Raw genomic sequence first — 25325 nt, forward strand, 5'->3', positions numbered from 1 at the left:
GATCCTGAACTCCCTCGCCGACTATCTCGCCAGGATCACCCCCGACAGGAAAACCGAACTGACTAAGCCTCAAAACTTCTGACGCATCACACTAGGGCTGTATCCGGGACCGGATTTCGGCGTGCACGCGGCGGCGGCCCTGCTCGGATGGACGCTCGACAAAACGGACGAGGTACTTGAGGCGCTGTTGAACGTCCACATGATCATCGAGATCTCACCGGACCGGTACCAACTGCACGACCTGTTACGTGAGTTCGCGGTGGCATTGGGCGTGGAGCAGGACCAGCGGGAAGCGGCGACGGAACGGCTGCTCCGCTTCGCCCTACACGCGGCCGACCACGCGGACCGGCTGCTCTATCCCCATAGATCGAGAACCCGAACCCCCGAGGATCGACAACTCGGCGACCTGGCAGATCTTTTGACCGATATCGAGATGAACTCAACCGAATCGGCGCAGACTTGGCTGGATACCGAACACGCCACCCTGATCGCCCTGACGGCGCAGGCATCCCGATCCGGCCTCACCGAGAGCGGAGCCTGGCTCGCCCATGTCCTGGCCGGCCACCTGGACGCCGAGGCCTACTGGAGCGAGGCCCAGGACATGCACCGAGCAGCTGCGGCCTACTGGCGGTCGCAGGCGAACGACCGACAAGAGGCACGGGCCCTGATCGATCTCGGGTCGACGCTCGCCAACGCCTCCCGCTACGAGCCCGCGACCGAGGCCCTCGAACGAGGCCTCCGCCTCGCCCGGGCAGGCGGCGACCTGGACGCTACGGCGAACGCCCTCAACCTGCTCAGCCGGCTGCACTGGGAGCAAACCCGGCTCCACGAGGCACTCGCGATCCAACAGGAAGTGCTGTCCATTCGAGAGAAGCAGGAGGACCAGTGGAACGCCGCCCGCTGCCTCGTCAACATCGGCATCCTGCATCGCTCGCTGGGGGATTCGAAATCGGCTCACACCGTTTACACCAAGGCGCTGCCGCTGGCCCGGAAATTCAATGACCGGGCCCTCGAATTCCGGGCACTGAACAACATCGGAGAACTTCACCTCAGTGCCGGCCAAATCCCGATGGCCCGGGCGATCTTCGAAGACATCCTGGAAGACGTCGACGACACGATTCCTTTACTGGCCCTTTCCGTGGCCCGCGCGAACTTTGCGGAAACACTGCGAATCCCGGACGAGCTCGAAACCGCTCTCGCCCTCTACCGGTCGGCACTGACGAATTTCCGTGAATTCGGAGCCGCCCGCCACGAGGCAGACAGTCGTAACGGGCTCGGCCAGACCCTGCTCGCCGCCGGCCGCCACGAAGAGGCCCGGGCGCAGCACGCACTCGCCCTGGAGCTCGCCCGTTCCATCGGCACGGGCCGCGAGCAGGCTGCGGCTCTGCGCGGCATAGGTCTCTGCGAGGCGGCAGCCGGAAACCTTCCCGCCGCTCTGGCCAACCTGACAGCAGCCATCCACCTGGCCGAGCAGATAGACATCGCGGATGAGGCCGCGCGCGCCCGCTCCGCACTCGCAGAGCTTGGATTGTAGTTTAACCGACCACCCCTGCTAGAAAAGAAGTTCGATTATCGGAAACGATTTGGATATCCCTGCCTGTTCATGCAAAGCTCTGCCACCAAGCGGCCCATAGCCGATCGAACCGGATCAGAAGGCAAGAGCACCATGAGCATGTTCACGTGCATATCCGACGTCTTCACTTCGAGCCCGCTCTGGTGTCTCCTCCTAGGCTTGTAGGACGACGGCGGCCTCTCCCGTGTAGACCCGGAAGGTCAGGCTCTCCTGGAGGTAGAGCTGGATCGTTTCGGCGTCGTGGGAGAGGTAGCCCACCGAGGCGTCCTGGCCGAGGTGGAGTTCGAAGTCGCCGCCGCGGGTGGACAGCAGGTAGGCGCCCTCGATGGCCGGCGCCCAGATGATGTCGCCGTCGAGGAGGCGGGCGAGGTGGTTGTGGATCGGGTAGCCGTGGTCGCTGGTCTCGTTGACGGCGGTGAAGGCCGCGGCGCCGAGCAGGAGTGAGTAGGGGCCGCCGACGCCGGCGAGGCGGAGGGCGGTGAGGGCGTGGCTCACCGCCTCCGGGTACTCGCGGACGTCCTCGGGGAGCTGGACCGGGGGGTTGGTGGAGGCGGCGCGGATGCCCTCGATGGCGGCGGCGCGGTAGCCCTCGAAGACGGCGCGGTCCTCGGCCAGGGCGAGCTTGCGGGCGGCGTCCTTGACGGGCTGCCAGTCGGAGTCCCGGGAGCCGCGCTCGACGTCGTCCACGGCGTCGCGGCGGACGGTGAAGGGCACGCGCAGCTCGACCACCGGCTGGACGGTGCGGGCGCGGGCCTGGATCCCGTCGGTCGGGGGGTCGATGGCGGTCAGGTGGCCGGTGCCGACGGCGGCGAGGGTGGCGCCGTCGGGGCCGGCGAGGTCGACCACCCGGCGGCCGGCGATGTGGAGCTTGAAGGTCTGGCGGGCTTCCTCCTCGATCTCCGCCCAGGCGGCGGCGGAGATCGGGGCGAGGTCCCGGTGGAGGTTGTTCATGGGCGCGGTCCTGTTCGGGGCTGGTTTCAGGAGGTCTGCTTGAGGCTGCCGATGCCGAGCGAGCCGTCCCCGGGAGCCGGACCGGGGCCGGCGGCGGGGGCGGGACGGGCGGCGGAGTCGGGAGCCGGGGCGTCGGCGGGCGGCGCCGGTGGCGGGGCGTCGAGGAAGTCGGCGGTCGGGACGAAGAACAGCCCGCCGGTGACGGCGGTGGAGAAGTCGAGCAGCCGGTCCGTGGTGCCCGGCGGGTTCCCGACGAACATGTTGCGCAGCATCTCCTCCGTCACCCCTGGGTCGGCCGCGTAGCCGATGAAGTAGGTGCCGAACTCCCCGCCCCGGTCGAAGGAGCCGAACGCCATGTTGAAGCGGACGATCTTCCGCTCCTCGCCGTCCGGGCCGGTGATCACGGTGAGCGCCACGTGGGAGTCGGCGGGTTTGACGTCGTCGGGGAGTTCGATGTCGGTGAGCTTGGTGCGGCCGACCGCCCCCTCCTGCTGCTCGACGCTCAGCGCGTTCCACTTGTCCAGGTCGTGCAGGTACTTCTGGACCACGACGTAGCTGCCGCCGGCGAACTCCCGGTCCTCCGCGCCGACCAGGGCGGCGCTCACCGCCGCCCGGCCCTCCGGGTTCTCGGTGCCGTCGACGAAACCGAGGAGGTCCCGGTCGTCGAAGTACCGGAAGCCCTGGACGGAGTCGGCCACGGTGGCGGCCCCGGCGAGCCGGTCGACGAGTTGCCCGGCCAGCTCGAAGCAGAGGTCCATCCGCTCGGCCCGCAGGTGCAGCAGCAGGTCACCGGGGGTGGCCGGGGCCCGGTGGCGGGGGCCGGCCACCTCCTGGAAGGAGTGCAGGAGGGCCGGCCGGGGGCCGTCGAAGAGGCGGTCCCAGAGGTCGGAGCCGATCCCGGTGACGCAGGTGAGGCCGCCCTCGGGGGCCCGGAAGCCGACCGAGCGGCGCAGTCCGGCGAGGTCGGGCAGCAGGTCGCGGACGGCGGCCTCGCCGCCGGGCCGGACGGTGAGGACAAGGAAGATCGCCGCACCGGTCAGCGGCGACAGCACGGCCTGCGGGGCGGGGGCTGCGCCGGAAGCGGGCACGGGCACGGGGGCGGGGTCGGGGCCCCCGCCCAGCAGGTCGGGCTGCACGGTCACGATGCTCCTCAGATCGCCTGGGCGGCTTCCCACTCGGCTCGGTAGTCGGCGAAGATCTGCTTCAGGTGGTGCCCGATCTTCAGGTAGTCGAGGTCGTCGAGGTTGGCGAGCGACACCCGGACCGACCACTCCGGCCCGTCGAAGCCGCCGCCGTTGAGCAGCACCACGCCGGTCTGCTCGGCGAGCCGGAACAGCGGCTCGGTGGGCTCGTAGTTCTCCTCCAGGAAGGTGGCGAAGTCCTTGCCCGCCACCCGCTCGGCCTCGGCCAGCAGGTCGAGTTCGACGTAGTAGCCGGCCCGCCCGGGGTCGTCCGCGATCTTCATCCCGGAGCCCTCCATCAGCAGGTCGAGCCGCCGGCGGACGATGCCCTGCACCCGCTCCTTGTACGCCTTGCCCTCGGGCAGCAGCGCGAACAGCGAGAAGAGCACCATCTGGACCTGCTGCGGCAGGCTGAGCCCAGCGGTGTGGTTGAGCGCGACCTGCCGGGAGTCGGCGACCAACCGGTCGATGAAGCGGATCTTCTCGGGCTCCAGGCTGAGCGTGCCATACCGCTTCGCGAGGCGCTCCCGCTGTTCCGCCGGAAGGGCGGCGATCAGCTCGTCGATCACGTTGTCCCGGTCCAGGCCGATCACGCCGAGGCGGTGGCCGGTGGCACCGTAGTGCTTGGAGTAGGAGTAGACCAGCAGGGTGTTGCGGGGCAGTTCCGCCGCCAGGGTGCGGAAGCCGTCCACGAAGGTGCCGTAGACGTCGTCGGTGACGATCACCAGGTTGGGGTTGGCGGTCGCCACGATCTCCTTGATCTGCTCGGTGACCCGCCGGGACAGCGCGAGCGAGGGCGGGTTGCTGGGGTTGACCAGGCAGAGCACCTTGATCTCGGGATCGGCCAGCTTGGCGACCTCCTCGGCCGGGTAGCGCCACTCCCGCACGCCGGTCTCGACCAGCTTGCCGGCCTCGATCCTCACCACGTCGAAGTCGTAGGTGTCCAGTTCGGGGATCTCGATGTACGGGGTGAACACCGGCACCATCAGGGCGATCTTGTCGCCCTTGTGCAGCAGGCCGTTCTTCATCAGGGAGTCGAAGACGTAGCACATCGCGGCGGTGCCGCCCTCGGTGGCGAACAGCTCGGGCTGCTGGGGCGAGGCGGGCCGCCGGTCCATCAGCTCTTCCTGGAGGTAGCCCCGGACGACCCGCTCGGCGTGCACCAGCATCCGGTCGGGAACGGGGTAGTTGTCGCCGATGCTCGCGTCGGTGAGTTCGTGGAGGAAGGCGTCGCGCTCGAACCCGAAGCGGTCGACGGCGAGTTCGACGCTGCGCCGGAGCAGTTCGATGCCGGGCAGGTCGGGGTGGCTGCGGACGAAGGCGTCGAAGCGGCCGTCGATGCCGGCCCGCTCGGGCATGCCGCCGAGGTCGTCGGCGGTCCAGACTCGGCGGCTCTCCCCCAGCGCGAAGTGGCCGAGCGCGAGGTAGGCCTCACGGGGGCCGGTGCAGACCCAGTTCGGGTTGCCGCGCCCGGCGTTGAGCATGTGGGCGGTGCTCTTCTCCTTCTGTCCGGGCTCGTTGCGCTGATAGGCCTCGGCGAGCCGGATGAACTCGGCCTTCAGCTCGAAGGGGCTGAGCCGGGCCAGTCGGCGGATCTCCTCGCGACCTGCGGTGGGCTTCGTCATGGTTTTCTCAACTCTCCTTGGTAAGAGGGGCGTTCAGCCCAGCAGGGCGACGATGACGGCGCCCCAGATGGTCAGCAGGACGTTGCCCGCCGCGTACGGGATGGTGTAGCCGAGGGTCGGGATCTGGCTGCGGGCGGACTCGTTGATGGCACCGATGGCCGCGGTCGTGGTCTGGGCGCCGGCCACCACGCCCATCAGGATCGGGGTGCGCATCCCGAACACCAGCCGCCCGACCAGCAGTCCGGCGACCAACGGCAGCACGGTGGCCACCGCTCCCCACAGCAGCAGCCCCCAACCCGCCTGGGAGAGGCCACTGGTGAAGCCCGGCCCGGCGTTGATGCCGACGATCGCGACGAAGGCGCACAGCCCGAAGGTGTCCATGAACCACTGCGCGCCGGGCGGCACGTTGCCGTACGTCGGGTACTTGCCGCGGATCCAGCCGAAGAGCAGGCCCATGATCAGCGCGCCGCCGGAGGTGGAGAGGCTGATCGGCACGCCGCCCGCGGTGAGCGCCGGGATGCCGATGCAGCCACCGAGGAAGATGCCCAGGCCCACCCAGGTCATGTCGGTGGCGAAGCTGGTCGGCACCGGCTTGCCGAGCGCCCGGCAGGCCGGGTCGACCAGCCGCTTGGGGCCGGAGAGCACCAGGGTGTCGCCGCCTCCATCACGCAGAGCACCGCGAAGCGCAGGCCCTTGGCGTTGAGGTTGGCGAAGAACTGGGGGCCGGCGATGTAGCCGAGCGAGAAGATGAACAGCGCGAAGGCGACGTTCTTGACATCCGCGTGGACGCTGACGTGCCGGCTGCCGATCAGCATGGCGACGATCAACGTGCCGCAGATACCGCCGAGTTGGATCGGCCCGACGCGCAGCTTTCCGGCCAGGTAGCCGAGCCCGAGGCAGACGAACAGGGCGAGGACGGGATTCTCCCGCAGCAGGTTCACCGGCGCCGCCGTTCCCGGTACGGCTCGGCGGTGCCACGGCCAGAGGTACCAATGAGTGGACGGAACAGTACTAATCTGATCATGAGCATGATTACATCGCATAGCGGACAATTCGCCGCACCCGACACACTTCCCGAACGGCCCGGCTCCAGGAGCCGAAAGGCCCTGCCGGAGCCACCTCCGACAGGGCCTTCCGACTGGGCCGAACCGCTCCCCCGCGCCCCCGCGAGCCCCCGAGGGATCGTCAGGAACGCCGAGGGGCGGGCACGCCCTGTCCGCGCACCCGCCCCTCAGGCCCCTCTCCCGCCCCCTCGCGGCGACCCCGCGCCGCCGCCCTCCCTCCCGGGCTCAGGCCCGCAGCGCCGCCAGCTGCTCGGCGAACGGCACCACCTGCTCGGGCAGCGCCGGCCCCGCCGGGCCGCGCCCGGCCAGCAGGGCCGCCAGCTCGCCGGCCGCCCGCTCGATCCGGCGCGGCAGGCCGTCGGTGCGCCCGTCCCCCGCCGTGCCCCAGTCGTCGGTGGCCGCGTAGACGCCGGTCGGCAGCACCACCGCGCGCAGGTAGCCGAACAGCGGGCGCACGGCGTGGTCCAGCACCAGCGAGTGCCGGGGCGTGCCGCCGGTGGCGGCGATCAGCACCGGCTTGCCGGTGAGCGCGTCGTCGTCGATCACGTCGAAGAAGGACTTGAACAGACCGCTGTACGAGGCCTTGAAGACCGGTGTCACCGCGATCAGGGCGTCCGCCTCCGACACCGCCTCGATCGCCGCGCGCAGCCCGGCACCGGGGAAGCCGGTGACGAAGTTGTTGGCGATCTCCACCGCCAGGTCGCGCAGTTCGACCACGGTGACGTCCACCTCCCGCCCCTCCTGGGCGAGTCGGCGCACGGTCGAGTCGGCGAGCCGGTCCGCCAGCAGCCGCGTCGAGGACGGCTTGCTCAGTCCGGCGCTCACCACCACCAGCTTGTACGCGGTCACTTGGCCACCTCCGTCGTCTCGTTCTCGCGGGCGTCCCGGGCCGCGACCAGCGCGGCGTGGGTCGGCCCGTCCGGCACCTCGGCCGGGCGGCCCTTGGCGAACTCCTCGCGCAGCACCGGCACGACCTCCTCGCCGAGCAGGTCCAGCTGCTCCAGCACCGTCTTCAGCGGCAGGCCGGCGTGGTCCATCAGGAACAGCTGGCGCTGGTAGTCGCCGAAGGTCTCGCGGAAGGTCAGCGTCCGCTCGATGACCTCCTGCGGGCTGCCGACGGTCAGCGGGGTCTCCTCGGTGAACTCCTCCAGCGAGGGCCCGTGGCCGTACACCGGCGCGTTGTCGAAGTACGGGCGGAACTCGCGCACCGCGTCCTGGGAGTTCTTGCGCATGAACACCTGCCCGCCGAGGCCGACGATCGCCTGCTCGGGCGTGCCGTGGCCGTAGTGGGCGTAGCGCTCGCGGTAGAGCTCGATCAGCTTCCGGAAGTGCTCCTTGGGCCAGAAGATGTTGTTCGCGAAGAAGCCGTCACCGTAGTAGGCGGCCTGCTCGGCGATCTCGGGGCTGCGGATCGAGCCGTGCCAGACGAACGGCGGGACGTCGTCCAGCGGGCGCGGGGTGGAGGTGAAGCCCTGGAGCGGGGTGCGGAAGCGGCCCTGCCAGTCCACGACCTCCTCGCGCCACAGCTGGCGCAGCAGCGCGTAGTTCTCGATCGCGAGCGGGATGCCCTGGCGGATGTCCTTGCCGAACCACGGGTAGACCGGGCCGGTGTTGCCGCGGCCCATCATGAGGTCCACCCGGCCCTCGGCCAGGTGCTGGAGCATCGCGTAGTCCTCGGCGATCTTCACCGGGTCGTTGGTGGTGATCAGCGTGGTCGAGGTGGACAGGATGATGCGGTCGGTCTGCGCGGCGATGTAGCCGAGCATCGTCGTCGGCGAGGACGGGACGAACGGCGGGTTGTGGTGCTCACCCATGGCGAAGACGTCCAGGCCCACCTCCTCGGCCTTGCGGGCGATGGCCACCATGGCCTTGATCCGCTCGTGCTCGGTCGGGGTGCGGCCGGTGGTGGGGTCGGTCGTCACGTCGCCGACGGAGAAGATTCCGAACTGCATGCTGCTCACCAGATCCCAGGTAGTAAAACTTTCAACGACTTTAGCACCCGGGTGGGGGTGGATATTCCCCCTGGCTGCCACCCGTTCCCTGCGAGGACAATGGAAGGCGCGGGCGGGCAAGGGAAGGCGGAGGCGGGCGAAGAAGACGCGGGCGGGCGGGGGAAGGCTCCGGAAGGGCGGCGGACGATGGGTCCGTACATCGCGGTGAGCGCGCTGAGCCACGAGGGCCTGGTGCGGGAACGCAACGAGGACAGCCTCACGGTGGGGCCGTGGACGCTCTGCGCCACGGTGACCACCAACCCCCAGACCCTGCTCTTCCCGCTCGGCCCGCCCTGCGTGGTCGCGGTGGCCGACGGCCTGGGCGGCCACCCCGGCGGCGAGGTGGCCAGCGCGCTGGTCGCCCGCCGGCTCGCCCTCGCCGGCGGGGCCCTGGACGGTGAGGAGGCCGTCCACGAGGAGCTCCAGGCGTGCAACCGGGCCGTCTACGCGGCCGCCGCCGAGGAACCGGAACTGGCCGCGATGGGCACCACCGTCGCCGGGCTGGTGCTGCTGCCCGAGCGGGCCCTGGCCTTCAACGTCGGCGACAGCCGGGTCTACCGGATCACCGGGGACGGGCTGCGCCGGGTGAGCGTGGACGACAGCCCGCCGCTGCCGCCCGGGCGGCGCACCACCTCGGTGGTCACCCAGACCCTGGGCGGCTCGCTCGGACTCACCTTCGTCGAACCGCACGTGCGGGCCGCGCCACTGGCCGCCGGGGACCGGTACCTGGTGTGCAGCGACGGCCTGACCGACCCGGTGCCCGAGGAGGAACTGGCCGGGCTGCTGGAACGGTCCTACGAGGGGCCGGACCGCTCGGACGGCAGGGCGGCGTTCGAGCTGTGGAAGGCGGCCATCGAGGCCGGCGGGCCGGACAACATCACCCTGGCGCTGGTGCGGGTCGGCGCGTAGGGCTCGCCCGGACGACGGCGGTCCGCCCCGGGCGGGGCGCCGCAGCGCTCCGCCCGGGGCGGTCACCGTTCCGTTCGCCGGGCGGACCCCCACCCGGCGGGGCGGCTCACATGGAGGCCGTCACCGTCACCCCGCCGAAGCCCTGCTGGGCGTAGAGGCTGAAGTAGACGTAGCCGGCCGGCGGGTTGGTCACGGTCAGCGTCTCGGAGTTGTCCGGGCCCGCCGAGCGCGCGGTGTAGCTGCCGGTGTACGCCCAGCTCGCCGGGTTGTAGTAGAGGTCGCCGTTGCCGGTGCCCCCGCTGGTGGTGACCTTCACCTGCTTGGTGCCGGCCGGCACCAGGAGGTAGAAGTGCGCGTAGTCGCCCGTGGCGGCCGCGACGTTGCTGCGGGCGCAGCCGGCGTCCAGCCGCCGGGTGTCGGCGGCGGTGCACTCGGGCACCTGCGGCACGGTCGGGGTGGTGGCGCAGGCGCCGTTCGCGCACGCCGTCAGCCAGGTGTCGAAGTCGGCGTCGTAGCGGGTGCCGATGGTGGTCTTCAGCAGGGTGCGGGCGCCCGCCCAGTCCCCCGTCCGGTACTTGGCGAGGAGGGCGTCCACGTCGGAGCGGCGCTGCTCCAGCATGTAGCGGACGGCGAGGTAGCCCCAGCGGTAGACCCGGTCCTGGTCGCCGTAGCCGGTGTCGAAGAGGTCACTCAGCTTGTAGGTGTGCCGCCCGGCCACCGCGATGGCGCCGTCGTCGGCCACCTTGCGGTAGGAGTAGGAGACGTACTCGGCGAAGCCCTCGACCCACCAGACGGTCGGGGTGGTCATGCCGGCGTCGAAGTCGCCGTACATGTCGAACCGGCCGTCGAGGTAGTGGGTGTACTCGTGGTTGAGGTTCCAGATCTCGAAGGACGGGCGGGCCCACTCGGCCTCGTAGCAGAGGAAGCGCGGCTGGTTGCCGACGGCGGCCGGGTCGCCCTCCAGGTACATGCCGCCGTTGTTGGTGTCGATGCCGTAGATCGCGGCGGCCAGCACCTGGTAGTCCAGCGAGGAGTGGAAGACCACGACCTCGATCGTGCTGTTCAGGTCGTCCTTGACCGGGCCGTTGTCCCTGACCACGGCGTGGAAGAACGCGTCCTGGCCGGTCAGGCTGGTGCAGGCGGTGCCCAGCTGGGTGGTGTCCAGCGCCTGGGCGATCAGCTTGATGCTCGCACTACAGGTGTGGTTCACGGTCAGCACGCCGGCCTTGAGCCGGTCGGCGGCGCCGCAGGTGCCGTAGTACGAGCAGTTGGCGGCGTCGTAGTAGCCGACCGCCTCGGCGACCGCGGCCCACTGGAAGACGGTGCGCCCGTTCGGCGCCGACGTGTCGACCAGCGCCTTGGCCAGCGGACGGACCTTGGCCTGGAGCGCGGTGTCCTTCAGGAAGCGGGTCAGCTCCTTGGCCGCGTTGTAGACCAGCACCCCGTAGTCGCCGCCGAGCAGGTCGTTGTTGCGGGCGGCGAAGCCCGACAGCGCGTCCAGCACGCTCGGGTCAGCCTCGACGGCCGCGTCGAAGCCGGGCACCTGGTGGCCGCGGAACAGCACGGTGAACACCGGGTTCAGGCTCCAGGCCATGCCGGCCGGGTTCCAGGTGGAGCCGGTGTAGTCGGTCAGCAGCCGCTTGACCACCGGCAGGTAGCGGATGTTCTCCTGCGCGCTGTCGATCAGGGTGACGGCCTCGCCCAGGACGGGCGCGTTGCCCTGGCTGACGTCGTGGGAGCGGGCGCTGCCGAAGAACGCGTCCAGCCCGGAGCGGATCGCGCTCTGGAGGGCGGTGCCGTACGTGCCGACGTCACCCGGGTGGTACCACTGCACGTAGTAGCCGGCGCGCAGGAACAGCACCAACTGCTCGACGGAGGTGGAGTTGTCGCCCGGGTAGCTGCCCGCCGCGTCGCGCAGCGCGTAGGCCACCGTGGTCATCTGCTCCTCGCGGAACGCTCCTCGCGCGTCGCCGCCGGTGAGCTGGAACAGGCCGTTGATGCAGGCGATGTCGGCCGCCTTGACGTGCTGGACCAGGTCGCTCCCGGTCCGGCCGGTGAAGTCGCCGGTGCTGCACGCCTGTTGGGCCGACGCGGCGAGGCCGTCGGGGGTGGCGGACCGCCGCACCTCGGCCGGCCGGGTGTCCAGCGGCAGTGGGGCGCGCCGGTCGGCCGAGGCCGACTGCCGCTCGCCGTCGGCGAGTTGGGGGGTGCCGGTGGCGGGCTGCGGGGCCGGCCCGGCGGGGGTGCCCGCGGTGGGATTGCCCGCGGTGGGGGTGCCGCCGGGGGCGGCGGGAGCGGCCTGGCTCTGCGGGGCGAACAGTCCGACCGCGAGGAACAGGGACAGCAGCAAGGTCAACAAGCTTGCCGGCCGCGGGAACCGCGGCAGACGGGAAGGGCTCACGTGGGGGCCTCCGGGCCGTCGTCGGCCGCGAGTCGGGCGCGGCCGGTGGGGGTGTCGAGGACCGTTGGCGGCGGCGCCGCGTGGGGGCGGGTCCGCCGTGAACACGGTGGGGAGTGTGACATGTACCATGGCACATCTCACATGGCCTTGGGAACCCTGGATGCTGTGCGCGGATTGCGGGGGAAACGCGAGCAGGCCGTGGTGACGGTTCGCCACCACGGCCTCCGGGGCCGGCGCGTCGCGCCGGGAGCCTCAGGGCACCCGCGGCGACGGCCGGTCGGTCCTCCTCGCCAGGACCGCTACTTGCGGAGCAGCAGGATCACGCCCGCCGTCACCAGGCCGACCACGACCGCGGCCACGCCGTACGCCAGGCGGTGCGCCCGCACCACCGGGAGGAAGCGGTCCACGGCGTAACGGCCGGGACCGGTCAGGGCGAGCGCGGCCGCCCCGGCCGTCAGCAGCAGCTCGTACTCGCTGCCCTTCGGGGCGAAGAAGCCGCCGCCCCAGGTGACGGCTATCGCGTTGACCATGGTGCCGACGATCGCGGCGCCCGCCAGCGGGGTCAACAGGCCGACGGCGAGGGCGAGTCCGCCCAGCGTCTCGGTGAGGCCGGCGACCACGGCCATGGCGTGGCCGGCCGGGTAGCCGCTCATGGTGAAGAACTGACCGGTGCCGTCGATCCCGCCGCCGCCGAACCAGCCGAACAGCTTCTGGCTGCCGTGCGCGGCCATGGTCAGGCCGAGGACCAGGCGCAGGAGCAGGAGCCCGGCGTCATAGGCGTGCGGGGAGGTCGTCGCGGGTCCGGAGGTGTCCCGGGCCGGGCTGACGGTGGTGGTGGCGGCGGTCGTGCTCGGGCTGCTGCTCGGCATGCGCGTCTCCATCGATCGGGGTTCGGTCGTCGTCCGGCACGGCCGGACGCGGTCAAGGGGTGTGGTGGTGCGGCGGGCGCGGATCGTCACCCGGGGCCATTGTTCAAATTTGAACCTGCCGCTCTCCCGACCGTACCCCGAAGTTCGAATTTGAACAACTGACGGTCCATCGGCGACTCGCGGGCCCCGGGCGGGGCGGGGAGGGTGGAGGCATGGCTCACCGCAGGCACCACCGACGGGCGGCGCGGGCCGGCACCCCGTACCCCGAGGCGCTGGCCGCCTTCGGCGAACGGGTCCGGCTGGTCACCCCCGACCAGTGGGGCTCCCCCACCCCGTGCGCCGACTGGTCCGTCCGCGACCTGGTCAACCACCTCACCGGCGAGCAGCTCTGGGTGCCCGAGCTGCTGATGGGCGCCACCGTCGGCGAGGTCGGCGGGCGCTTCGACGGCGACGTGCTCGGCGACGACCCGGTCACCGCCTGGACGGAGGCCGCCGAAGCCGCCCGGGAGGCCTGGGCCGTGCCCGGCGCCACCGAGCTGACCGTCCACCTCTCCTTCGGGGACGCCTCGGGCCAGTACTACCTGGACCAGCTCACCACCGACCTGGTGATCCACACCTGGGACCTCGCCGAGGGCACCGGACGCCTCACCCGGCTCCCGGCCGATCTCGTCGGGTTCGCGCTCGGCGAGCTCGCCGGGTACGGGGACCTCTCCGGCAGCGGGCTCTTCGACCCGCCGCTACCGGTGCCCGCGGACGCCGACCCGCAGACCCGGCTGCTCGCCCTCGCCGGGCGGCGGGACGGCGGGTGACCGGCGTGTTCCTCGGGCGCACTCCCGGGACGGGGGCGCACGCGCCGGGCGCGGCGCGCCTGACGGGCGGCGGGCGCCCCACGGGCGCGGGACGCCTCACAGGTGGGGCGCGCCTGACCGACGCGGGACGCCTGGCTGGCGGCGGGCGCCCCACGGGCGCGCGGCGCCTCGCGGACCGGGCGCGCTTCCCGGGCGGGTGGCCCGACGCCGGATACTGGAAGGCGGTGGGGGCAGTCTTCCGTGCGAGAGGCGGGCTGGCCATGAGCCGCAGGCCGGACATCCTCGGCGAGTTCACCGCCGACCACCGGGCGGCCGGCGAGCTGCTCGACCGCATCGAGGCCGCGCCGTCCGGCGACCCCGAACGCGGCGAGCTGGTGTCCCGGCTGACCGACCTGCTCTTCGCCCACTGCGCCGACGAGGAGGAACACCTCTTCCCGCTGGTGCAGCACGACGTGCCCGACGGCGGGGCGCTGGTCTTCGGCAGCATCCACGACCACCTCGCGATCGGGCAGTACCTCTCCGACCTCCAGGGGCTCGCGCCGGGCGATCCGGCCTTCGACACCCTGCTGGGCGGCCTCGCCGAAACCCTGCGGCGGCACCTGCGCAGCGAGGAGAAGCGGCTGTTCCCGGCGGCCCGCAAGGCGCTGCCCGCGTCCGCCCGGGCCGCGCTGGGCGAGCGGCTGCGGGCGGAGCGGGCGGAACTCGACGCCCGGGGCTGACCGGCTCCCGCGAGCCGGGCCGAGCGCCAGGGGCTCAGTTCTTGGGGCTGATCACCGCGAACCGGGCGCCCTCGCGGTCCCGCAGCCGGGCCACCCGCCCGTACGGGGAGTCGAAGGCCGGTCCGAGCGCCCCGCCGCCCAGCTCGGCGGCACGGGCCACCGCCCGGTCCGTGTCCGGGACGGCGAAGGACACCTCCCAGTGCGGCGGCATCCCGGCCGGGCCGCCCGCCTGCTCCTTGGCCAGCGCCGCGACGCTGTGGCCCTCGGCGCGCAGCACCACCCGGTCGTGCTCCCAGCGGACGTCGAAGCGCTCCGGGTCGCGGCCGTCCCAGCGGAACACCTCGCCGTAGAACAGCGCCGCCGCGAAGGGGTCCGGGGTGCGCAGCTCGATCCAGACCGGTGCCCCGGGCAGGGTCAGCCTCCTGGCCCGGCCCAGCGGGCCCTCCCAGATGCCGAACACCGCGCCCGCCGGGTCCGCCGCGAAGGCCACCCGGCCGGCGTCGAAGGCCAGCGGACCGACCGCCAGCGTCGCGCCGCGCTCACGCACCGCGTCGGCGGCGGCGTCGGCGCTCTCCGTCCCGAAGTAGCTGGTCCACGCGAGCGGGACGGCCCCGAACTCGGCGACGCCCAGCCCGGCCACCGCCTCACCGCCGGACACCGCGTGCAGGTACGGCCCGAAGCGGTCCGGGCCCGGCTCGAACTCCCAGCCGAGCAGCGGCCCGTAGAACGCCGTCGCGTCCTCCAGGTCCCGGGCCATCAGGCTCACCCAGCACGGCACGGCCGCCACACAGCGCACCCTGGCGACCGTCTCACCGCTGCCCATCGCGAACCTCCTCCGCCACCCGACCGCCGGGCCTCTCCCGACTCCGACGGCCCACCGGCCGCCCGGGACGCCCACAGCCTAGGCGGCCACCCGCGCCACCCCGGGGAAGCCATGCCCGGGATCAGCGCACCCGGTTCTTGAGCGTTTCGGTCTCCAGGGAGATCCCCCCGGGTCAGGCAACCGGACGGTCCTGCCGAAGGGGAGGGTCCGGACGGTCTCGTAGCGGACGCCGTCGGACCGGCCGTGGACGCGCGGCCAGCGCTCGCCCCCGGGCCTTCAGGCCGTGGCTGCGCAGCCACGGCTCCGACCGCGCGCGGCGGCACCTCCGTGCCGACCACTCGACCACTCGGGCGTCGTCGCCGTGCGGTCGAGGCCTGACCCGCAGCCGTCCGCCCGAGGAACTCCGACCGGAGGCCTTCGAGTACCCGGAAGCCAGGCGAGCGGGTTCCTCGAACTCTTCGGGACACATCCGCGGCCGACGCGATGCGCCACGACTCATGCACATGCGGCAACCGCAGGGCGAGAGCGCGACACCGGCCGGCCGGTCGACAGGCCATCGATGTGACGCAGGTCACATGAGTGCCGGAAATTCCGGGGACGGATTCCCCGTTTCCGAGTACGTTGGAAGAAGCGGGGAGAAGTTCCCCGCATCCTGAAGAGGAGCAGTCGTCGTGACCACCGCCACCGAACCGGCCCGCCCCGCGGGGAGTGTGCGTACGCCGAAGTTGCGTGCGGACGCGAGCCGGAACCGGGAGCGGATCGTGCTGGCGGCCCGGGACGCGTTCGTCGAGTTCGGCGCGGACGTGCCGCTGGACGAGATCGCGAAGCGGGCGGGGGTCGGCAACGCCACGCTGTACCGGAACTTCCCGGACCGGGTGGCGCTGATCCGCGAGGTGGTGCTGCTCGTCAAGAACCGCCTCCTGGCCCGCGCCGAGCTGGCGATGGCACAGGCGGGCGCCCCTGACGGCGACGGCCCGTTCGACGCCCTCCAGCAGTTCGCGCACGCCTCCGTCGAGGAGCGGGTCGGCGGCCTCTGCGCCCTGCTCAGCAGCCGACTCGACCCGCACGACCCGGAGTTCACCGAAGTCCGGGAGCGCCTCCAGTCCGCCGTGGGCGGGCTGATGGAGCAGGCCCGGGCCGCGGGCGAGCTGCGGCCGGACGTCGACCCCGGTGACCTGTTCATCGCGATGAGCCAGCTGACCCGCCCGCTGCCGAACACCTCCTGCCGGCTGCTCGACGAGTTCGTCCACCGGCACCTGCAGATCTTCCTGGACGGCCTGCGCGCGCCGGCGCCTTCGGCGCTGCCCGGCCGGGCCGCGACCTTCGAGGACTTCCAGAACAGGAACTGACCCACCCCACCAGCACCGACCACCGACACCGGCCGCCGGGCGGCGCGCTCCACCGCGCCCCCGTACGCCGTTCTCACCGCGCCCGCCCGTACGGCGACCTGCCGTTCCCGTACGGCGGTCGACCGTTCGCGCACGCCCATACGCACCGTGAAGTGAGTACCTCCATGCCTCAGACCGACGCCCGACCGGCGACGCTGCCCGATCCCCGGCGCTGGAAGGCGCTGATATTCATCGGCCTCGCCCAGCTGATGGTCGTGCTCGACGCGACCATCGTGAACATCGCCCTGCCGTCCGCACAGCGGGACCTGGGCATCTCCGACGGCAACCGCCAGTGGGTGATCACCGCCTACGCGCTGGCCTTCGGCGGCCTGCTGCTGTTCGGCGGCCGGATCGCGGACCTTTGGGGCCGCAAGCGGGCCTTCGTCGTCGGTCTGACCGGCTTCGCCCTCGCCTCCGCGCTCGGCGGCGCCGCCGCCAACACCGCGATGCTGCTCGGCGCCCGCGCGCTCCAGGGCGTGTTCGGCGCGCTGCTCGCGCCGGCCGCGCTGTCGCTGCTCGCGGTGACCTTCACCGAGGCCAAGGAACGCGCCAAGGCCTTCGGCATCTACGGCGCGATCGCCGGTGGCGGTGGCGCCATCGGCCTGATCCTCGGCGGCCTGCTCACCGAGTACATGAACTGGCGCTGGACGTTCTTCGTCAACATCCCGTTCGCCATCGTGGCCGCCGCCGGCGCCGTGCTGGTGATCCGCGAGCCCGCCGAGGGCCGCAACCGCAACAAGCTGGACGTCCCCGGCGTGCTGCTGGTGACCGCCGGCCTGGTCTCGCTGGTGTACGGCTTCACCCGCGCCGAGTCGGACGGCTGGTCGTCCGGCACCACCATCGGGCTGTTCGTCGCGGCCGCCGTGCTGCTGTCCGCCTTCGTGGCGGTGGAGTCCTTCGTCAAGGCCCCGCTGCTGCCGCTGCGCGTGGTGCTCGACCGCAACCGCGGCGGGGTGTACCTGTCGCTGGGCATGGCCGTGATCGGCATGTTCGGCCTGTTCCTCTTCCTGACCTACTACCTGCAGATCGTGCTCGGCTACAGCCCGGTGCTGACCGGTGTCGCCTTCCTGCCGATGGTGGCGGGCATGATCACCGGCTCGACCCAGATCGGCGCCCGGCTGATGACCAGGGTCCCGGCCCGGTACCTGATGACGCCCGGCTTCCTGGTCGCCTCGTCCGGCATGTTCCTGCTGACCCACATCGGCCTGGACACCTCCTACCCGGCGCTGATCCTGCCCGGCCTGGTCCTGATGGGCCTCGGCATGGGCACCGCGTTCATGCCGGCCATGAGCCTCGCCACGCACGGTGTCCAGCCGCGCGACGCGGGCGTGGCCTCGGCCATGGTCAACACCTCGCAGCAGGTCGGCGGCGCCATCGGCACCGCGCTGCTGAACACCATCGCGGCCAGCGCGACCGCCGGCTGGCTGGCCTCGCACGCGGTCGCCTCGGCCGCCTCGCCGGAGGCCGCGAGGGCGATCCAGTTCCAGGGCATGGTGCACGGCTTCTCGACCGCGATCTGGGTGTCCTTCGGCATCCTGGTGGCGGCGGCCGCGGTCGCCTTCACCTTCGTCAACGCCGGGCGGCCCGGGGCCGTGACCGGCTCAGCAACGGGCGCGGAGGCGAAGAACGAGGTGCCGGTGCTGGCGCACTGACCCCAGGGGGTCCTGTCCGCACGGGTGCGTAGACGGCCCGTCCGGTGTCTTCCACGGCACCGGACGGGCCGTTCGCCGTTCCCGGCCGGCCCGGACCTCGCGCAGGAAGGCCCCCGAGTAGAAGTGGGGATCACTCCCCGATTATGGTGGGCCCCAGCGCGAATCGGGGACTCATCCCCGTTTCCTTGGACCGAGGTGCGTGCACATGACCCGGAATCAGAGCCCAGGGCGGGGGCGGCGGGCCGCCGACTGGGCGGACGGCCGGCTGGGGATCTACTCCCTGGCCAGGGCGAACCTGCGGAAGATCTTCCCGGACCACTGGTCCTTCATGCTGGGCGAGATCTGCCTCTACACCTTCCTGATCATCATCCTGACCGGTGTCTGGCTGACGCTGTTCTTCAAGCCGAGCATGGGCGAGGTGGTCTACGACGGCTCGTACGTGCCGCTCAAGGGCGTCCCGATGTCGGAGGCGTACGCCTCCACCGTGGACATCAGCTTCGAGGTGCGCGGCGGCCTGCTGATCCGGCAGATCCACCACTGGGCGGCGATCGTCTTCGTCGCGGCCATGTTCGTCCACATGATGCGGGTGTTCTTCACCGGCGCGTTCCGCAAGCCGCGCGAGATCAACTGGGTCTTCGGCTTCCTGCTGCTCTTCCTCGGCATGCTGGACGGCTTCTTCGGCTACTCGCTGCCGGACGACCTGCTCTCCGGGACCGGCATCCGCTTCATCGAGGGCTCGATCCTCGCCGTCCCGCTGGTCGGCACCTACGTCCAGATGTTCCTGTTCGGGGGCGAGTTCCCCGGGCACGACATCGTGCCGCGGTTCTTCACCATCCACGTGCTGCTGATCCCCGGCATCATGCTCGGCCTGCTGGTCGCGCACCTGATCCTGGTCTTCCACCACAAGCACACCCAGTGGGCGGGCCCCGGCAGGACCGAGAAGAACGTCGTCGGCATGCCGCTGATGCCGGTCTACACGGCCAAGGCCGGCGGGTTCTTCTTCCTGGTGTTCGGCATCATCGCGCTGGTGTCGGCGGTCGCGACCGTCAACCCGATCTGGGCGTACGGCCCGTACCGTCCGGACCAGGTCTCCACCGACGCCCAGCCGGACTGGTACATGGGCTTCGCCGAGGGGCTGATCCGGATCATGCCCGGCTGGGAGGTCGGGCTGTGGGGGCACACCCTCAACCTCGGGGTGCTCATCCCGTTCGCGCTGTTCCCGCTGGTGCTGGGCGCCATCGCGGTCCACCCGTTCGTGGAGAACTGGCTGACCGACGACGAGCGGGAGCACCACCTGCTCGACCGGCCGCGCAACGCACCCGTGCGCACCGCCCTCGGCGCCGCCTGGATCAGCCTGTACCTGGTGGCGCTCGTGGCCGGCGGCAACGACCTCATCGCCACCCATCTGCACCTGTCGCTCAACTCCATCACCTACGCCGCCCGCGTCGGCTTCTTCGCCGTCCCGGTGGTCGTCTTCACCGTCACCAGGCGCTGGTGCCTGGGCCTCCAGCGCCGGGACCGCGACAAGGTGCTGCACGGGCGGGAGACCGGCGTCGTCAAGCGCCTGCCGCACGGCGAGTTCACGGAGGTGCACGCCCGGCTCTCACCGGCGGAACTGCACCGGCTCACGGCGCACGAACAGCCCCGCCCCCTCGAACTGCCCGCCCCGGTGGACGAGAATGGAGTGGCCCGCCCGGCGGGGGTGCCCACCCGCACCCGGAGCCGGCTCTCCCGCGGGTTCCACGGCGAGAGCGGCCGGATCGCCAAGCCCACCGCCGAGGAGTACCGCGAGATCACCGAGGGCCACGGGCACTGACCCGACCCCCCGACGGCACAGGGAGGACAGGTGCACCACCGAACCGACCGGCTCGCCGACAGCAGGTACCTCCTGCTCACCACCTTCGGCGAGGACGGCAGCCGGATCGAGTCCCAGCTCTGGGTGGTGCCGGACGGCACCGCCCTCGGGGTCTGGACCCCGGCCCACTCCGGCGAGGCCGAACGGATCCGCCGCCACCCGCGGGTGCTGATCGGCCCCTGCGACGCCCACGGGCGCCCCACCGGCCGCGCCGTCCCGGCCCGGGCCCGGTTCTGCGACGCCGACGACACCGCGCGCTACCGCACCTCGCTGATCAACAAGTACGGCCTGACGGCGCTGATCGCCCTGGCCCGCAGCCGGTTCCGGGTGGGGCTGGCCGGGACGGTCGGCATCCGGATCACGCCCAACGAGCTGGAACAGCGGCTGGTGGGGCCGGAGTGGCTGCCACCGGCCACCTACAGCGTCAACTGACCTACCGTCAACTCACTTGATCCCTACGACGATCGAAGGAGACGCGAAACGCCGAGCGCCGGGGCCCCGGGGGCGGGGCGGGCCCCGGCGCTCGGCGTTTCCCGGGCTGTCGCCCGGCCACCGGCCCGTCAGGACAGCGGGTGGGTCGGGACCGGGCTGACCTCCTGGATCTCGCCGTGGGCCTTGGTGAGCAGCTGCGAGGCGAGCTCGTTGAGCGCGCGAGCCCCCGCGATCTCCTCGCCGACCCTCAGCTGTTCCGGGTCGGAGGGGTGCCGGCTGCTGTAGCCGTGGGCTCGCAGTTCGCTCCCGTCGCCGAGCCGCAGCAGCGCGGCCGCACTGGTCCGCGGCCCCTCCTCGCGGAACTCCATCTCGATGTGCCAACCGACCAGAGTCTTCATGGCGGATCACCTCCATCGGTTACTCCTCCAGGGTGCGCCGCACCCCCGGTGAACACCAGGCCAGCCGGGGGCGGCGGCGACCCCTGGCGGGCCGATGGCGCTCGGTGCGCCGTGCGGAGCCGGTGACCAGGGCACGGTGCCTCCCCCGGCGGGCCGGCGCGGGACGGACCGGGCACCCTCCGGTCCGGGCGTCGGCCGCCGACCGCTCGACCGGGCGTCGGCAGTGTGCGGAATACCCCGCCGACCGGGGCGGTTGTGGCGGCTGGATGACCTGGACCGCCACCACCTCCGGAAGGGAAGGTCACGAGATGAGCAACACGGTCGAGCTGACCAAGGAGAACTTCGACGACATCGTCCCGGGCCCGGAGGGCAAGGACTTCGTCTTCATCGACTTCTGGGCGGGGTGGTGCGGCCCGTGCCGCCAGTTCGCCCCGGTGTACGAGAAGGCGGCCGAGCGCCACTCGGACCTGGTCTTCGCCAAGGTGGACACCGAGGCGCAGCAGGAGCTGGCCGCCGCGTTCGGCATCCAGTCGATCCCGACGCTGGCGATCATCCGCGAGGGCGTGCTCGTCTTCTCGCAGCCCGGCGCGCTGCCGGAGGCGGTGTTCGAGGACCTGATCGGGCAGGCCCGTGGCCTGGACATGGCCGAGGTGAAGCGCAAGGTCGCCGAGGACCAGGCGGCCGGCGGGCAGGCCTGATCCGGCACGGCGGAGGCCCGGGGAGCATCGTCTCCCTGGGCCTCCGCCGTGTCCGGGGCCGGGGCGGCGTGTCCGGGGCCGAGGCGGTCAGGCCGGGGCCGAGGCGGTCAGGCCGGGGCCGGTCCGGTCTGTTCGGGGCCTGGCCGGTCAGACCGGCTCCGCGCCCCAGGCGGCGAGCCGGGCCGCGAGGGCCCGGACCTCGGCGCGCAGCGCGGCGGGCTCGCGGACGGTGAACGGCCACCCCAGGCCGGCCAGCAGCACCGCGACGCCGTCCAGGTTCTGCGCCCGGGCCCGCAGCAGCACCCGGCCCCCGGCGAGTTCGGTGAGCGTTCCGGCGGCGGGCGGCAGCCGGCGGCGGGCCTCGGCGAGGGTGGTCCCCAGCTCCACCTCCACCCGGTGCCGCCAAGGCGCCCCGGCCAGGGACTCCACCACCCGCTGGACCGGGTCGAAGCCCTCCGGCGGCTCGAACCCCTCCTCGCCCTGCTCCACCCGGGTGATCCGGTCCAGCCGGAAGGTGCGCGGTTCGCCGCTGCGGTGGTCGAGCCCGGTGGTGTACCAGCGGCCGGAGTGGAAGACCAGCCCGTACGGGTCGAACTCGCGCTCGCTGGGCCTGTCCTCGCGGTCCCGGTAGCCGAGCCGCACCCGGCGCCTCCGGCGGGCCGCCTCGGCCAGGGTGAACAGCGCGGTGGCGGCCGGGCTGGGGCCGGCGGCCGGGGTGGCGGTCAGGCCGAGGGTCTGTTCGACGGCGGCGACCCGTTCGCGCAGCGGCGGGGGCAGCACCCGCTGGATCTTGGCGAGCGCGGACTCGGTGGCTCCCTCCCCCACCGACAGACCGGAACTGCGGCCGGCCAGCAGGCCGAGCACGACGGAGGCGGCCTCGTCCGGATTGAGCATCAGCGGCGGCAACCGGTAGCCCGGCCGCAGGCGGTAGCCGCCGTAGCGGCCGCGCTCGGCCTCCACGGGGATGCCGAGTTCGGCCAGCCGGGCGGCGTAGCGGCGGACGGTGCGCTCGTCCACGTCGAGCCGGGCGGCCAGTTCGGCGCCGGTGAGGCCGGGGCGGTCCTGGAGCAGTTCCAGCAGGGCGAGGACGCGGCTGACCGGGTGCTCCACCGGGCACTCCTCCCGCTCCGGGCCGGCCCTCCGCCGCACCCGTCGGGGGCGCGGGCGGAAATCCGGGCGACTTCTGTCCGGATTCGATCCTAGAGTCGGCGGTGGAGGAGGCCGGCCACACCGGGCGAAGCCCGACCCCGTGCGCCCCTCCCCGGACGCGGCCGCCGCCCGCACGTCCCACCGAGGAAGTCCCACCGGTGAAGTGCCACCGGTGACGTTCCCACCGATCGAAGGAGTGATCCGCCATGAGCACGTTCGTACTGGTCCCCGGGTTCTGGCTCGGCGCCTGGGCCTGGGACGAGGTGGCCGCGCCGCTGCGCGCGGCCGGGCACCGCGTCCATGCCGTGAGCCTGCCCGGGCTGGCCGAACGGGCGGCTGAGGAAGGCGAGCCCGGGCTGGAGGAGCACATCGCCGACCTGGCCGAGCTGCTGGTCCGGGAGGACCTGTGGGAGGTCGTGCTGGTCGCGCACAGCGGCGCAAGCGCGCCGGTGGGCGGGCTCGCGGACCGGATGCCGGAGCGGATCCGCCGGGTGGTCTACCTGGACAGCGGCCCGATGACCGACGGCTCGTCCGTGTACGAGCTGTGGCAGCCGGACTTCCGGCGGACGGCGGACGCCTCGACGGTGGACGGCCGCTTCCCGCTGCCGTCCTGGGAGTTCCTGGCCGAGCACGGTTCGAGCGTGGCCGGACTGGACGGGGCCACCCTCGACCGCGTCCGCTCCCTCGCCACCCCGGAACCGGCCGGGGCGTTCCGCGACCGGCTGCGGCTGACCGGTGCCGGGGCGAAGCTGCCGCAGGCGCTGGTCTCCTGCTCGTTCCCGCTGGACCAGGTCCGCGAGCTGATCGCCGCCGGGCACCCGTTCTTCGCCGGGCTGGCCGGGCCGAACTGGGAGCTGCGCGAACTGCCCACCGGGCACTGGCCGATGTTCTCCCGCCCGGCCGACACCGCGGCGGTGCTGGCGGAGCTCGCCGAGCTGTAGGCGGGCCCGCAGGCCTGTTCCGTCCGTGTCCGCCGCTGTTCCGACGGCGCCCTCGGCGTGTCCGTCCGTCGCGCGACCGCGCCCGGTTCGGCAGGATGGGGCCCACGCCGTACCCGAGCGGAGAGCAAGCCCCGTGAGCGAGCAGCCGAGCCGTACCGAACAGCCCGCCGCCGTGCCGGAGTTCGGGGCGGTCCGGGGCCACGGGGCGGCCCTGGGCCTGAGGCCGGGCGCCCGGCCGCACGCCTCGCTCGGCTCCCGCGCCGTGGCCCCCCGCGGACGCGCGGCCACCGCGAGAAGTGGCCGTCGCAGGCGGTCCGGGTCAGGCTCGGGTACGGAACCGAAGGCGACCGCGGCCCGATCCGCCGTGGGGGCGCACCGACCACCGCCCCCGCCGCACGGGCCGGGGGCGGCCATCGAGACGACGGAGGACCGGGCATGACCAGCACCGCCGAGGAGTACGACGTCATCGTCCTGGGGGCGGGACCGACCGGCGAGAACGTGGCCGACCGGACCGTCGCCGCCGGGCTGCGCACCGTGATCGTGGAAGCCGAACTGGTCGGCGGCGAGTGCTCGTACTGGGCCTGCATGCCGAGCAAGGCGCTGCTGCGCCCGGTGGCCGCGCTGGCCGACGCCCGGGCGGTGGCCGGCTCCCGGGAGGCGGTCGGTGACCGGCGGCTGGACCCGGACGCGGTGCTGGCCCGGCGGAACTCCTTCACCTCGGACTGGAAGGACGACGGCCAGGTGCGGTGGCTGCGCGACACCGGCATCGAGCTGGTCCGCGGCCACGGCCGGCTGGCCGGGGTCCGGACGGTGACGGTGGAGGCCGAGGACGGCAGCGAGCGGGTGCTCACCGCCCGGCACGCCGTGGCGGTGTGCACCGGCAGCCGGCCGGTGCTGCCCGGGCACGTGCCCGGACTCGCCGGGGTCCACCCCTGGACCAACCGCGAGGCGACCGGCGCGCGGACCGTCCCCGGACGGCTGGCGGTGGTCGGCGGCGGGGTCGTCGGGGTGGAGATGGCCGCCGCCTGGCGGGCCCTGGGCTCCGAGGTGGTGCTGCTGGTGCGCGGCCGGGGCCTGCTGCCCCGGATGGAGCCGTTCGCCGGCGAGCTGGTCGCCGACGGCCTGCGGGCGGCCGGGGTGGACGTGCGCTTCGGCACCGAGGTCACCGCGCTGGAGCGGGCCGACGGCTCGGGGCCGGTGACCCTCACGCTGGACGACGGCGGAACGCTGACGGCCGACGAGGTGCTGTACGCGACCGGGCGGGCCCCGCGCACCGCCGACGTCGGGCTGGAGCAGGTCGGCCTGAAGCCGGGCGACTGGCTGGAGGTGGACGACAGCTGCACGGTGCTGGGCGTCGACGGCGAGTGGCTCTACGCCGCCGGGGACGTCAACCACCGGGCCCTGCTCACCCACCAGGGCAAGTACCAGGCCAGGATCGCCGGCGCGGCGATCGCCGCGCGCGCTCAGGGGCGCCCACTGGACACCTCGCGCTGGGGCGCGCACGCCGCGTCCGCCGACCTCGCCGGCGCGCCCCAGGTGGTGTTCACCCAGCCGGAGGTCGCCGCCGTCGGCCTCACCAAGGCCGCCGCGGAGGAGGCCGGGCTGCGGGTGAAGACCGTCGACCACGAGATCGGCTCCGTCGCCGGGGCCTCGCTCTACGCCGACGACTACCGGGGCCGCGCCCGGGTGCTCTTCGACCTGGACCGGGAGGTGATCGTCGGCGCCTGCCTGGTCGGCCCCGGAGTGGCCGAGCTGCTGCACTCGGCGACCGTCGCGGTGGTCGGCGAGGTGCCGATCGACCGGCTCTGGCACGCGGTGCCCGCGTACCCGACGATCAGCGAGGTGTGGCTGCGGCTGCTGGAGGGGTGCCGGGGGTGAGCCCGTCCGGGCGCGCGCC

21 protein-coding genes and 2 pseudogenes are annotated in these 25325 nt (G+C 72.6%); 11 read left to right on the forward strand and 12 right to left on the reverse strand.

Going from position 1 to position 25325, the window contains the following annotated elements; genetic code table 11:
* Positions 1 to 121: 121 nt before the first annotated feature.
* Complete coding sequence (locus ACZ55U_RS26630) at positions 122 to 1534, forward strand: tetratricopeptide repeat protein (protein WP_465529740.1); 1413 nt, start codon at positions 122 to 124, stop codon at positions 1532 to 1534.
* A gap of 192 nt (positions 1535 to 1726) precedes the next feature.
* Here ACZ55U_RS26630 and ACZ55U_RS26635 read toward each other — a convergent pair whose 3' ends face one another.
* The 7 genes and pseudogenes from ACZ55U_RS26635 to ACZ55U_RS26665 form a co-directional block, all read right to left on the reverse strand.
* Positions 1727 to 2524, reverse strand: coding sequence for a family 1 encapsulin nanocompartment shell protein (locus tag ACZ55U_RS26635; protein WP_465529742.1), 798 nt, complete (start codon positions 2522 to 2524; stop codon positions 1727 to 1729).
* 26 nt (positions 2525 to 2550) lie between these two features.
* Positions 2551 to 3645 (reverse strand): Dyp-type peroxidase, encoded by a 1095-nt coding sequence (locus ACZ55U_RS26640; RefSeq protein WP_465529865.1) that lies wholly within the window; start codon positions 3643 to 3645, stop codon positions 2551 to 2553.
* A 29-nt stretch (positions 3646 to 3674) separates the two neighbouring features.
* Entirely contained in the window at positions 3675 to 5330 is a 1656-nt protein-coding gene (locus ACZ55U_RS26645) for a bifunctional aspartate transaminase/aspartate 4-decarboxylase (RefSeq protein WP_465529744.1), read from the reverse strand.
* A 33-nt stretch (positions 5331 to 5363) separates the two neighbouring features.
* Positions 5364 to 5987, reverse strand: a pseudogene (locus tag ACZ55U_RS26650) (aspartate-alanine antiporter-like transporter); the annotation flags it as partial.
* A 2-nt stretch (positions 5988 to 5989) separates the two neighbouring features.
* Positions 5990 to 6271: pseudogene (locus ACZ55U_RS26655) on the reverse strand (aspartate-alanine antiporter-like transporter); the annotation flags it as partial.
* A gap of 348 nt (positions 6272 to 6619) precedes the next feature.
* Positions 6620 to 7243, reverse strand: a complete 624-nt coding sequence (locus ACZ55U_RS26660) for an FMN reductase (protein ID WP_465529746.1) — start codon at positions 7241 to 7243, stop codon at positions 6620 to 6622.
* A complete protein-coding gene (locus tag ACZ55U_RS26665; protein WP_465529748.1) occupies positions 7240 to 8346 on the reverse strand; it encodes an LLM class flavin-dependent oxidoreductase in 1107 nt (368 codons plus the stop codon). Before ACZ55U_RS26665 ends, ACZ55U_RS26660 begins: the two co-directional genes overlap by 4 nt.
* A 186-nt stretch (positions 8347 to 8532) precedes the next feature.
* On the opposite strand from ACZ55U_RS26665, the gene ACZ55U_RS26670 reads away from it, so the two are divergent.
* Complete coding sequence (locus ACZ55U_RS26670) at positions 8533 to 9294, forward strand: PP2C family protein-serine/threonine phosphatase (RefSeq protein WP_465529750.1); 762 nt, start codon at positions 8533 to 8535, stop codon at positions 9292 to 9294.
* 106 nt (positions 9295 to 9400) lie between these two features.
* On the opposite strand, the gene ACZ55U_RS26675 is transcribed toward ACZ55U_RS26670, so the two are convergent.
* Together ACZ55U_RS26675 and ACZ55U_RS26680 are read right to left on the reverse strand one after the other, a co-directional pair.
* Positions 9401 to 11650, reverse strand: coding sequence for a M9 family metallopeptidase (locus ACZ55U_RS26675; RefSeq protein WP_465529752.1), 2250 nt, complete (start codon positions 11648 to 11650; stop codon positions 9401 to 9403).
* A 344-nt stretch (positions 11651 to 11994) separates the two neighbouring features.
* Positions 11995 to 12564 (reverse strand): DoxX family protein, encoded by a 570-nt coding sequence (locus ACZ55U_RS26680; RefSeq protein WP_465529754.1) that lies wholly within the window; start codon positions 12562 to 12564, stop codon positions 11995 to 11997.
* A gap of 212 nt (positions 12565 to 12776) precedes the next feature.
* Here ACZ55U_RS26680 and ACZ55U_RS26685 point away from each other — a divergent pair, with 212 nt between their 5' ends.
* Positions 12777 to 13373 (forward strand): TIGR03086 family metal-binding protein, encoded by a 597-nt coding sequence (locus ACZ55U_RS26685; RefSeq protein ID WP_465529756.1) that lies wholly within the window; start codon positions 12777 to 12779, stop codon positions 13371 to 13373.
* 260 nt (positions 13374 to 13633) lie between these two features.
* On the forward strand, positions 13634 to 14092 hold the full coding sequence (locus ACZ55U_RS26690) for a hemerythrin domain-containing protein (RefSeq protein ID WP_465529758.1): 459 nt from the start codon (positions 13634 to 13636) through the stop codon (positions 14090 to 14092).
* Positions 14093 to 14126: 34 nt separating this feature from the next.
* Here the strand turns inward: ACZ55U_RS26690 and ACZ55U_RS26695 are convergent, their stop codons facing one another.
* A complete protein-coding gene (locus ACZ55U_RS26695) occupies positions 14127 to 14915 on the reverse strand; it encodes a VOC family protein (protein WP_465529760.1) in 789 nt (262 codons plus the stop codon).
* Between the two features lie 671 nt (positions 14916 to 15586).
* Here ACZ55U_RS26695 and ACZ55U_RS26700 point away from each other — a divergent pair.
* From ACZ55U_RS26700 to ACZ55U_RS26715, 4 genes are all read left to right on the forward strand, one after another.
* Positions 15587 to 16264: a TetR/AcrR family transcriptional regulator gene (locus ACZ55U_RS26700; RefSeq protein ID WP_465529762.1), complete on the forward strand. Its 678-nt coding sequence runs from the start codon at positions 15587 to 15589 to the stop codon at positions 16262 to 16264.
* Between the two features lie 164 nt (positions 16265 to 16428).
* Positions 16429 to 17955 carry an MFS transporter gene (locus ACZ55U_RS26705; RefSeq protein ID WP_465529764.1) on the forward strand — a complete coding sequence of 509 codons (1527 nt, stop codon included), beginning with the start codon at positions 16429 to 16431 and terminating at the stop codon, positions 17953 to 17955.
* Between the two features lie 205 nt (positions 17956 to 18160).
* Entirely contained in the window at positions 18161 to 19771 is a 1611-nt protein-coding gene (gene qcrB, locus ACZ55U_RS26710) for a cytochrome bc1 complex cytochrome b subunit (RefSeq protein WP_465529766.1), read from the forward strand.
* A gap of 30 nt (positions 19772 to 19801) precedes the next feature.
* Positions 19802 to 20242 carry a PPOX class F420-dependent oxidoreductase gene (locus ACZ55U_RS26715; protein WP_465529768.1) on the forward strand — a complete coding sequence of 147 codons (441 nt, stop codon included), beginning with the start codon at positions 19802 to 19804 and terminating at the stop codon, positions 20240 to 20242.
* A 128-nt stretch (positions 20243 to 20370) separates the two neighbouring features.
* On the opposite strand, the gene ACZ55U_RS26720 is transcribed toward ACZ55U_RS26715, so the two are convergent.
* Positions 20371 to 20640 (reverse strand): DUF1876 domain-containing protein, encoded by a 270-nt coding sequence (locus tag ACZ55U_RS26720; protein ID WP_465529770.1) that lies wholly within the window; start codon positions 20638 to 20640, stop codon positions 20371 to 20373.
* A gap of 308 nt (positions 20641 to 20948) precedes the next feature.
* On the opposite strand from ACZ55U_RS26720, the gene ACZ55U_RS26725 reads away from it, so the two are divergent.
* On the forward strand, positions 20949 to 21338 hold the full coding sequence (locus ACZ55U_RS26725) for a thioredoxin family protein (RefSeq protein WP_465529772.1): 390 nt from the start codon (positions 20949 to 20951) through the stop codon (positions 21336 to 21338).
* Between the two features lie 147 nt (positions 21339 to 21485).
* Here the strand turns inward: ACZ55U_RS26725 and ACZ55U_RS26730 are convergent, their stop codons facing one another.
* On the reverse strand, positions 21486 to 22448 hold the full coding sequence (locus tag ACZ55U_RS26730; RefSeq protein ID WP_465529774.1) for a helix-turn-helix transcriptional regulator: 963 nt from the start codon (positions 22446 to 22448) through the stop codon (positions 21486 to 21488).
* 245 nt (positions 22449 to 22693) lie between these two features.
* Between ACZ55U_RS26730 and ACZ55U_RS26735 the strand changes: the two genes are divergently transcribed.
* Together ACZ55U_RS26735 and ACZ55U_RS26740 are read left to right on the forward strand one after the other, a co-directional pair.
* Positions 22694 to 23428, forward strand: coding sequence for an alpha/beta fold hydrolase (locus ACZ55U_RS26735; protein ID WP_465529776.1), 735 nt, complete (start codon positions 22694 to 22696; stop codon positions 23426 to 23428).
* A gap of 435 nt (positions 23429 to 23863) precedes the next feature.
* Entirely contained in the window at positions 23864 to 25306 is a 1443-nt protein-coding gene (locus ACZ55U_RS26740; RefSeq protein ID WP_465529778.1) for a dihydrolipoyl dehydrogenase family protein, read from the forward strand.
* Positions 25307 to 25325: the final 19 nt, after the last annotated feature.

This window comes from Kitasatospora sp. NPDC034533, from assembly GCF_055575155.1.

Bases quoted from the DNA above. Each gene is read 5' to 3' on its own strand.
- ACZ55U_RS26665 (WP_465529748.1), bottom strand. From the start codon at position 8,346: ATGCAGTTCGGAATCTTCTCCGTCGGCGACGTGACGACCGACCCCACC.
- ACZ55U_RS26735 (WP_465529776.1), top strand. From the start codon at position 22,694: ATGAGCACGTTCGTACTGGTCCCCGGGTTCTGGCTCGGCGCCTGGGCC.
- ACZ55U_RS26670 (WP_465529750.1), top strand. From the start codon at position 8,533: ATGGGTCCGTACATCGCGGTGAGCGCGCTGAGCCACGAGGGCCTGGTG.
- qcrB (WP_465529766.1), top strand. From the start codon at position 18,161: ATGACCCGGAATCAGAGCCCAGGGCGGGGGCGGCGGGCCGCCGACTGG.
- ACZ55U_RS26690 (WP_465529758.1), top strand. From the start codon at position 13,634: ATGAGCCGCAGGCCGGACATCCTCGGCGAGTTCACCGCCGACCACCGG.
- ACZ55U_RS26740 (WP_465529778.1), top strand. From the start codon at position 23,864: ATGACCAGCACCGCCGAGGAGTACGACGTCATCGTCCTGGGGGCGGGA.
- ACZ55U_RS26695 (WP_465529760.1), bottom strand. From the start codon at position 14,915: ATGGGCAGCGGTGAGACGGTCGCCAGGGTGCGCTGTGTGGCGGCCGTG.
- ACZ55U_RS26705 (WP_465529764.1), top strand. From the start codon at position 16,429: ATGCCTCAGACCGACGCCCGACCGGCGACGCTGCCCGATCCCCGGCGC.
- ACZ55U_RS26635 (WP_465529742.1), bottom strand. From the start codon at position 2,524: ATGAACAACCTCCACCGGGACCTCGCCCCGATCTCCGCCGCCGCCTGG.
- ACZ55U_RS26685 (WP_465529756.1), top strand. From the start codon at position 12,777: ATGGCTCACCGCAGGCACCACCGACGGGCGGCGCGGGCCGGCACCCCG.
- ACZ55U_RS26720 (WP_465529770.1), bottom strand. From the start codon at position 20,640: ATGAAGACTCTGGTCGGTTGGCACATCGAGATGGAGTTCCGCGAGGAG.
- ACZ55U_RS26725 (WP_465529772.1), top strand. From the start codon at position 20,949: ATGAGCAACACGGTCGAGCTGACCAAGGAGAACTTCGACGACATCGTC.
- ACZ55U_RS26680 (WP_465529754.1), bottom strand. From the start codon at position 12,564: ATGCCGAGCAGCAGCCCGAGCACGACCGCCGCCACCACCACCGTCAGC.
- ACZ55U_RS26645 (WP_465529744.1), bottom strand. From the start codon at position 5,330: ATGACGAAGCCCACCGCAGGTCGCGAGGAGATCCGCCGACTGGCCCGG.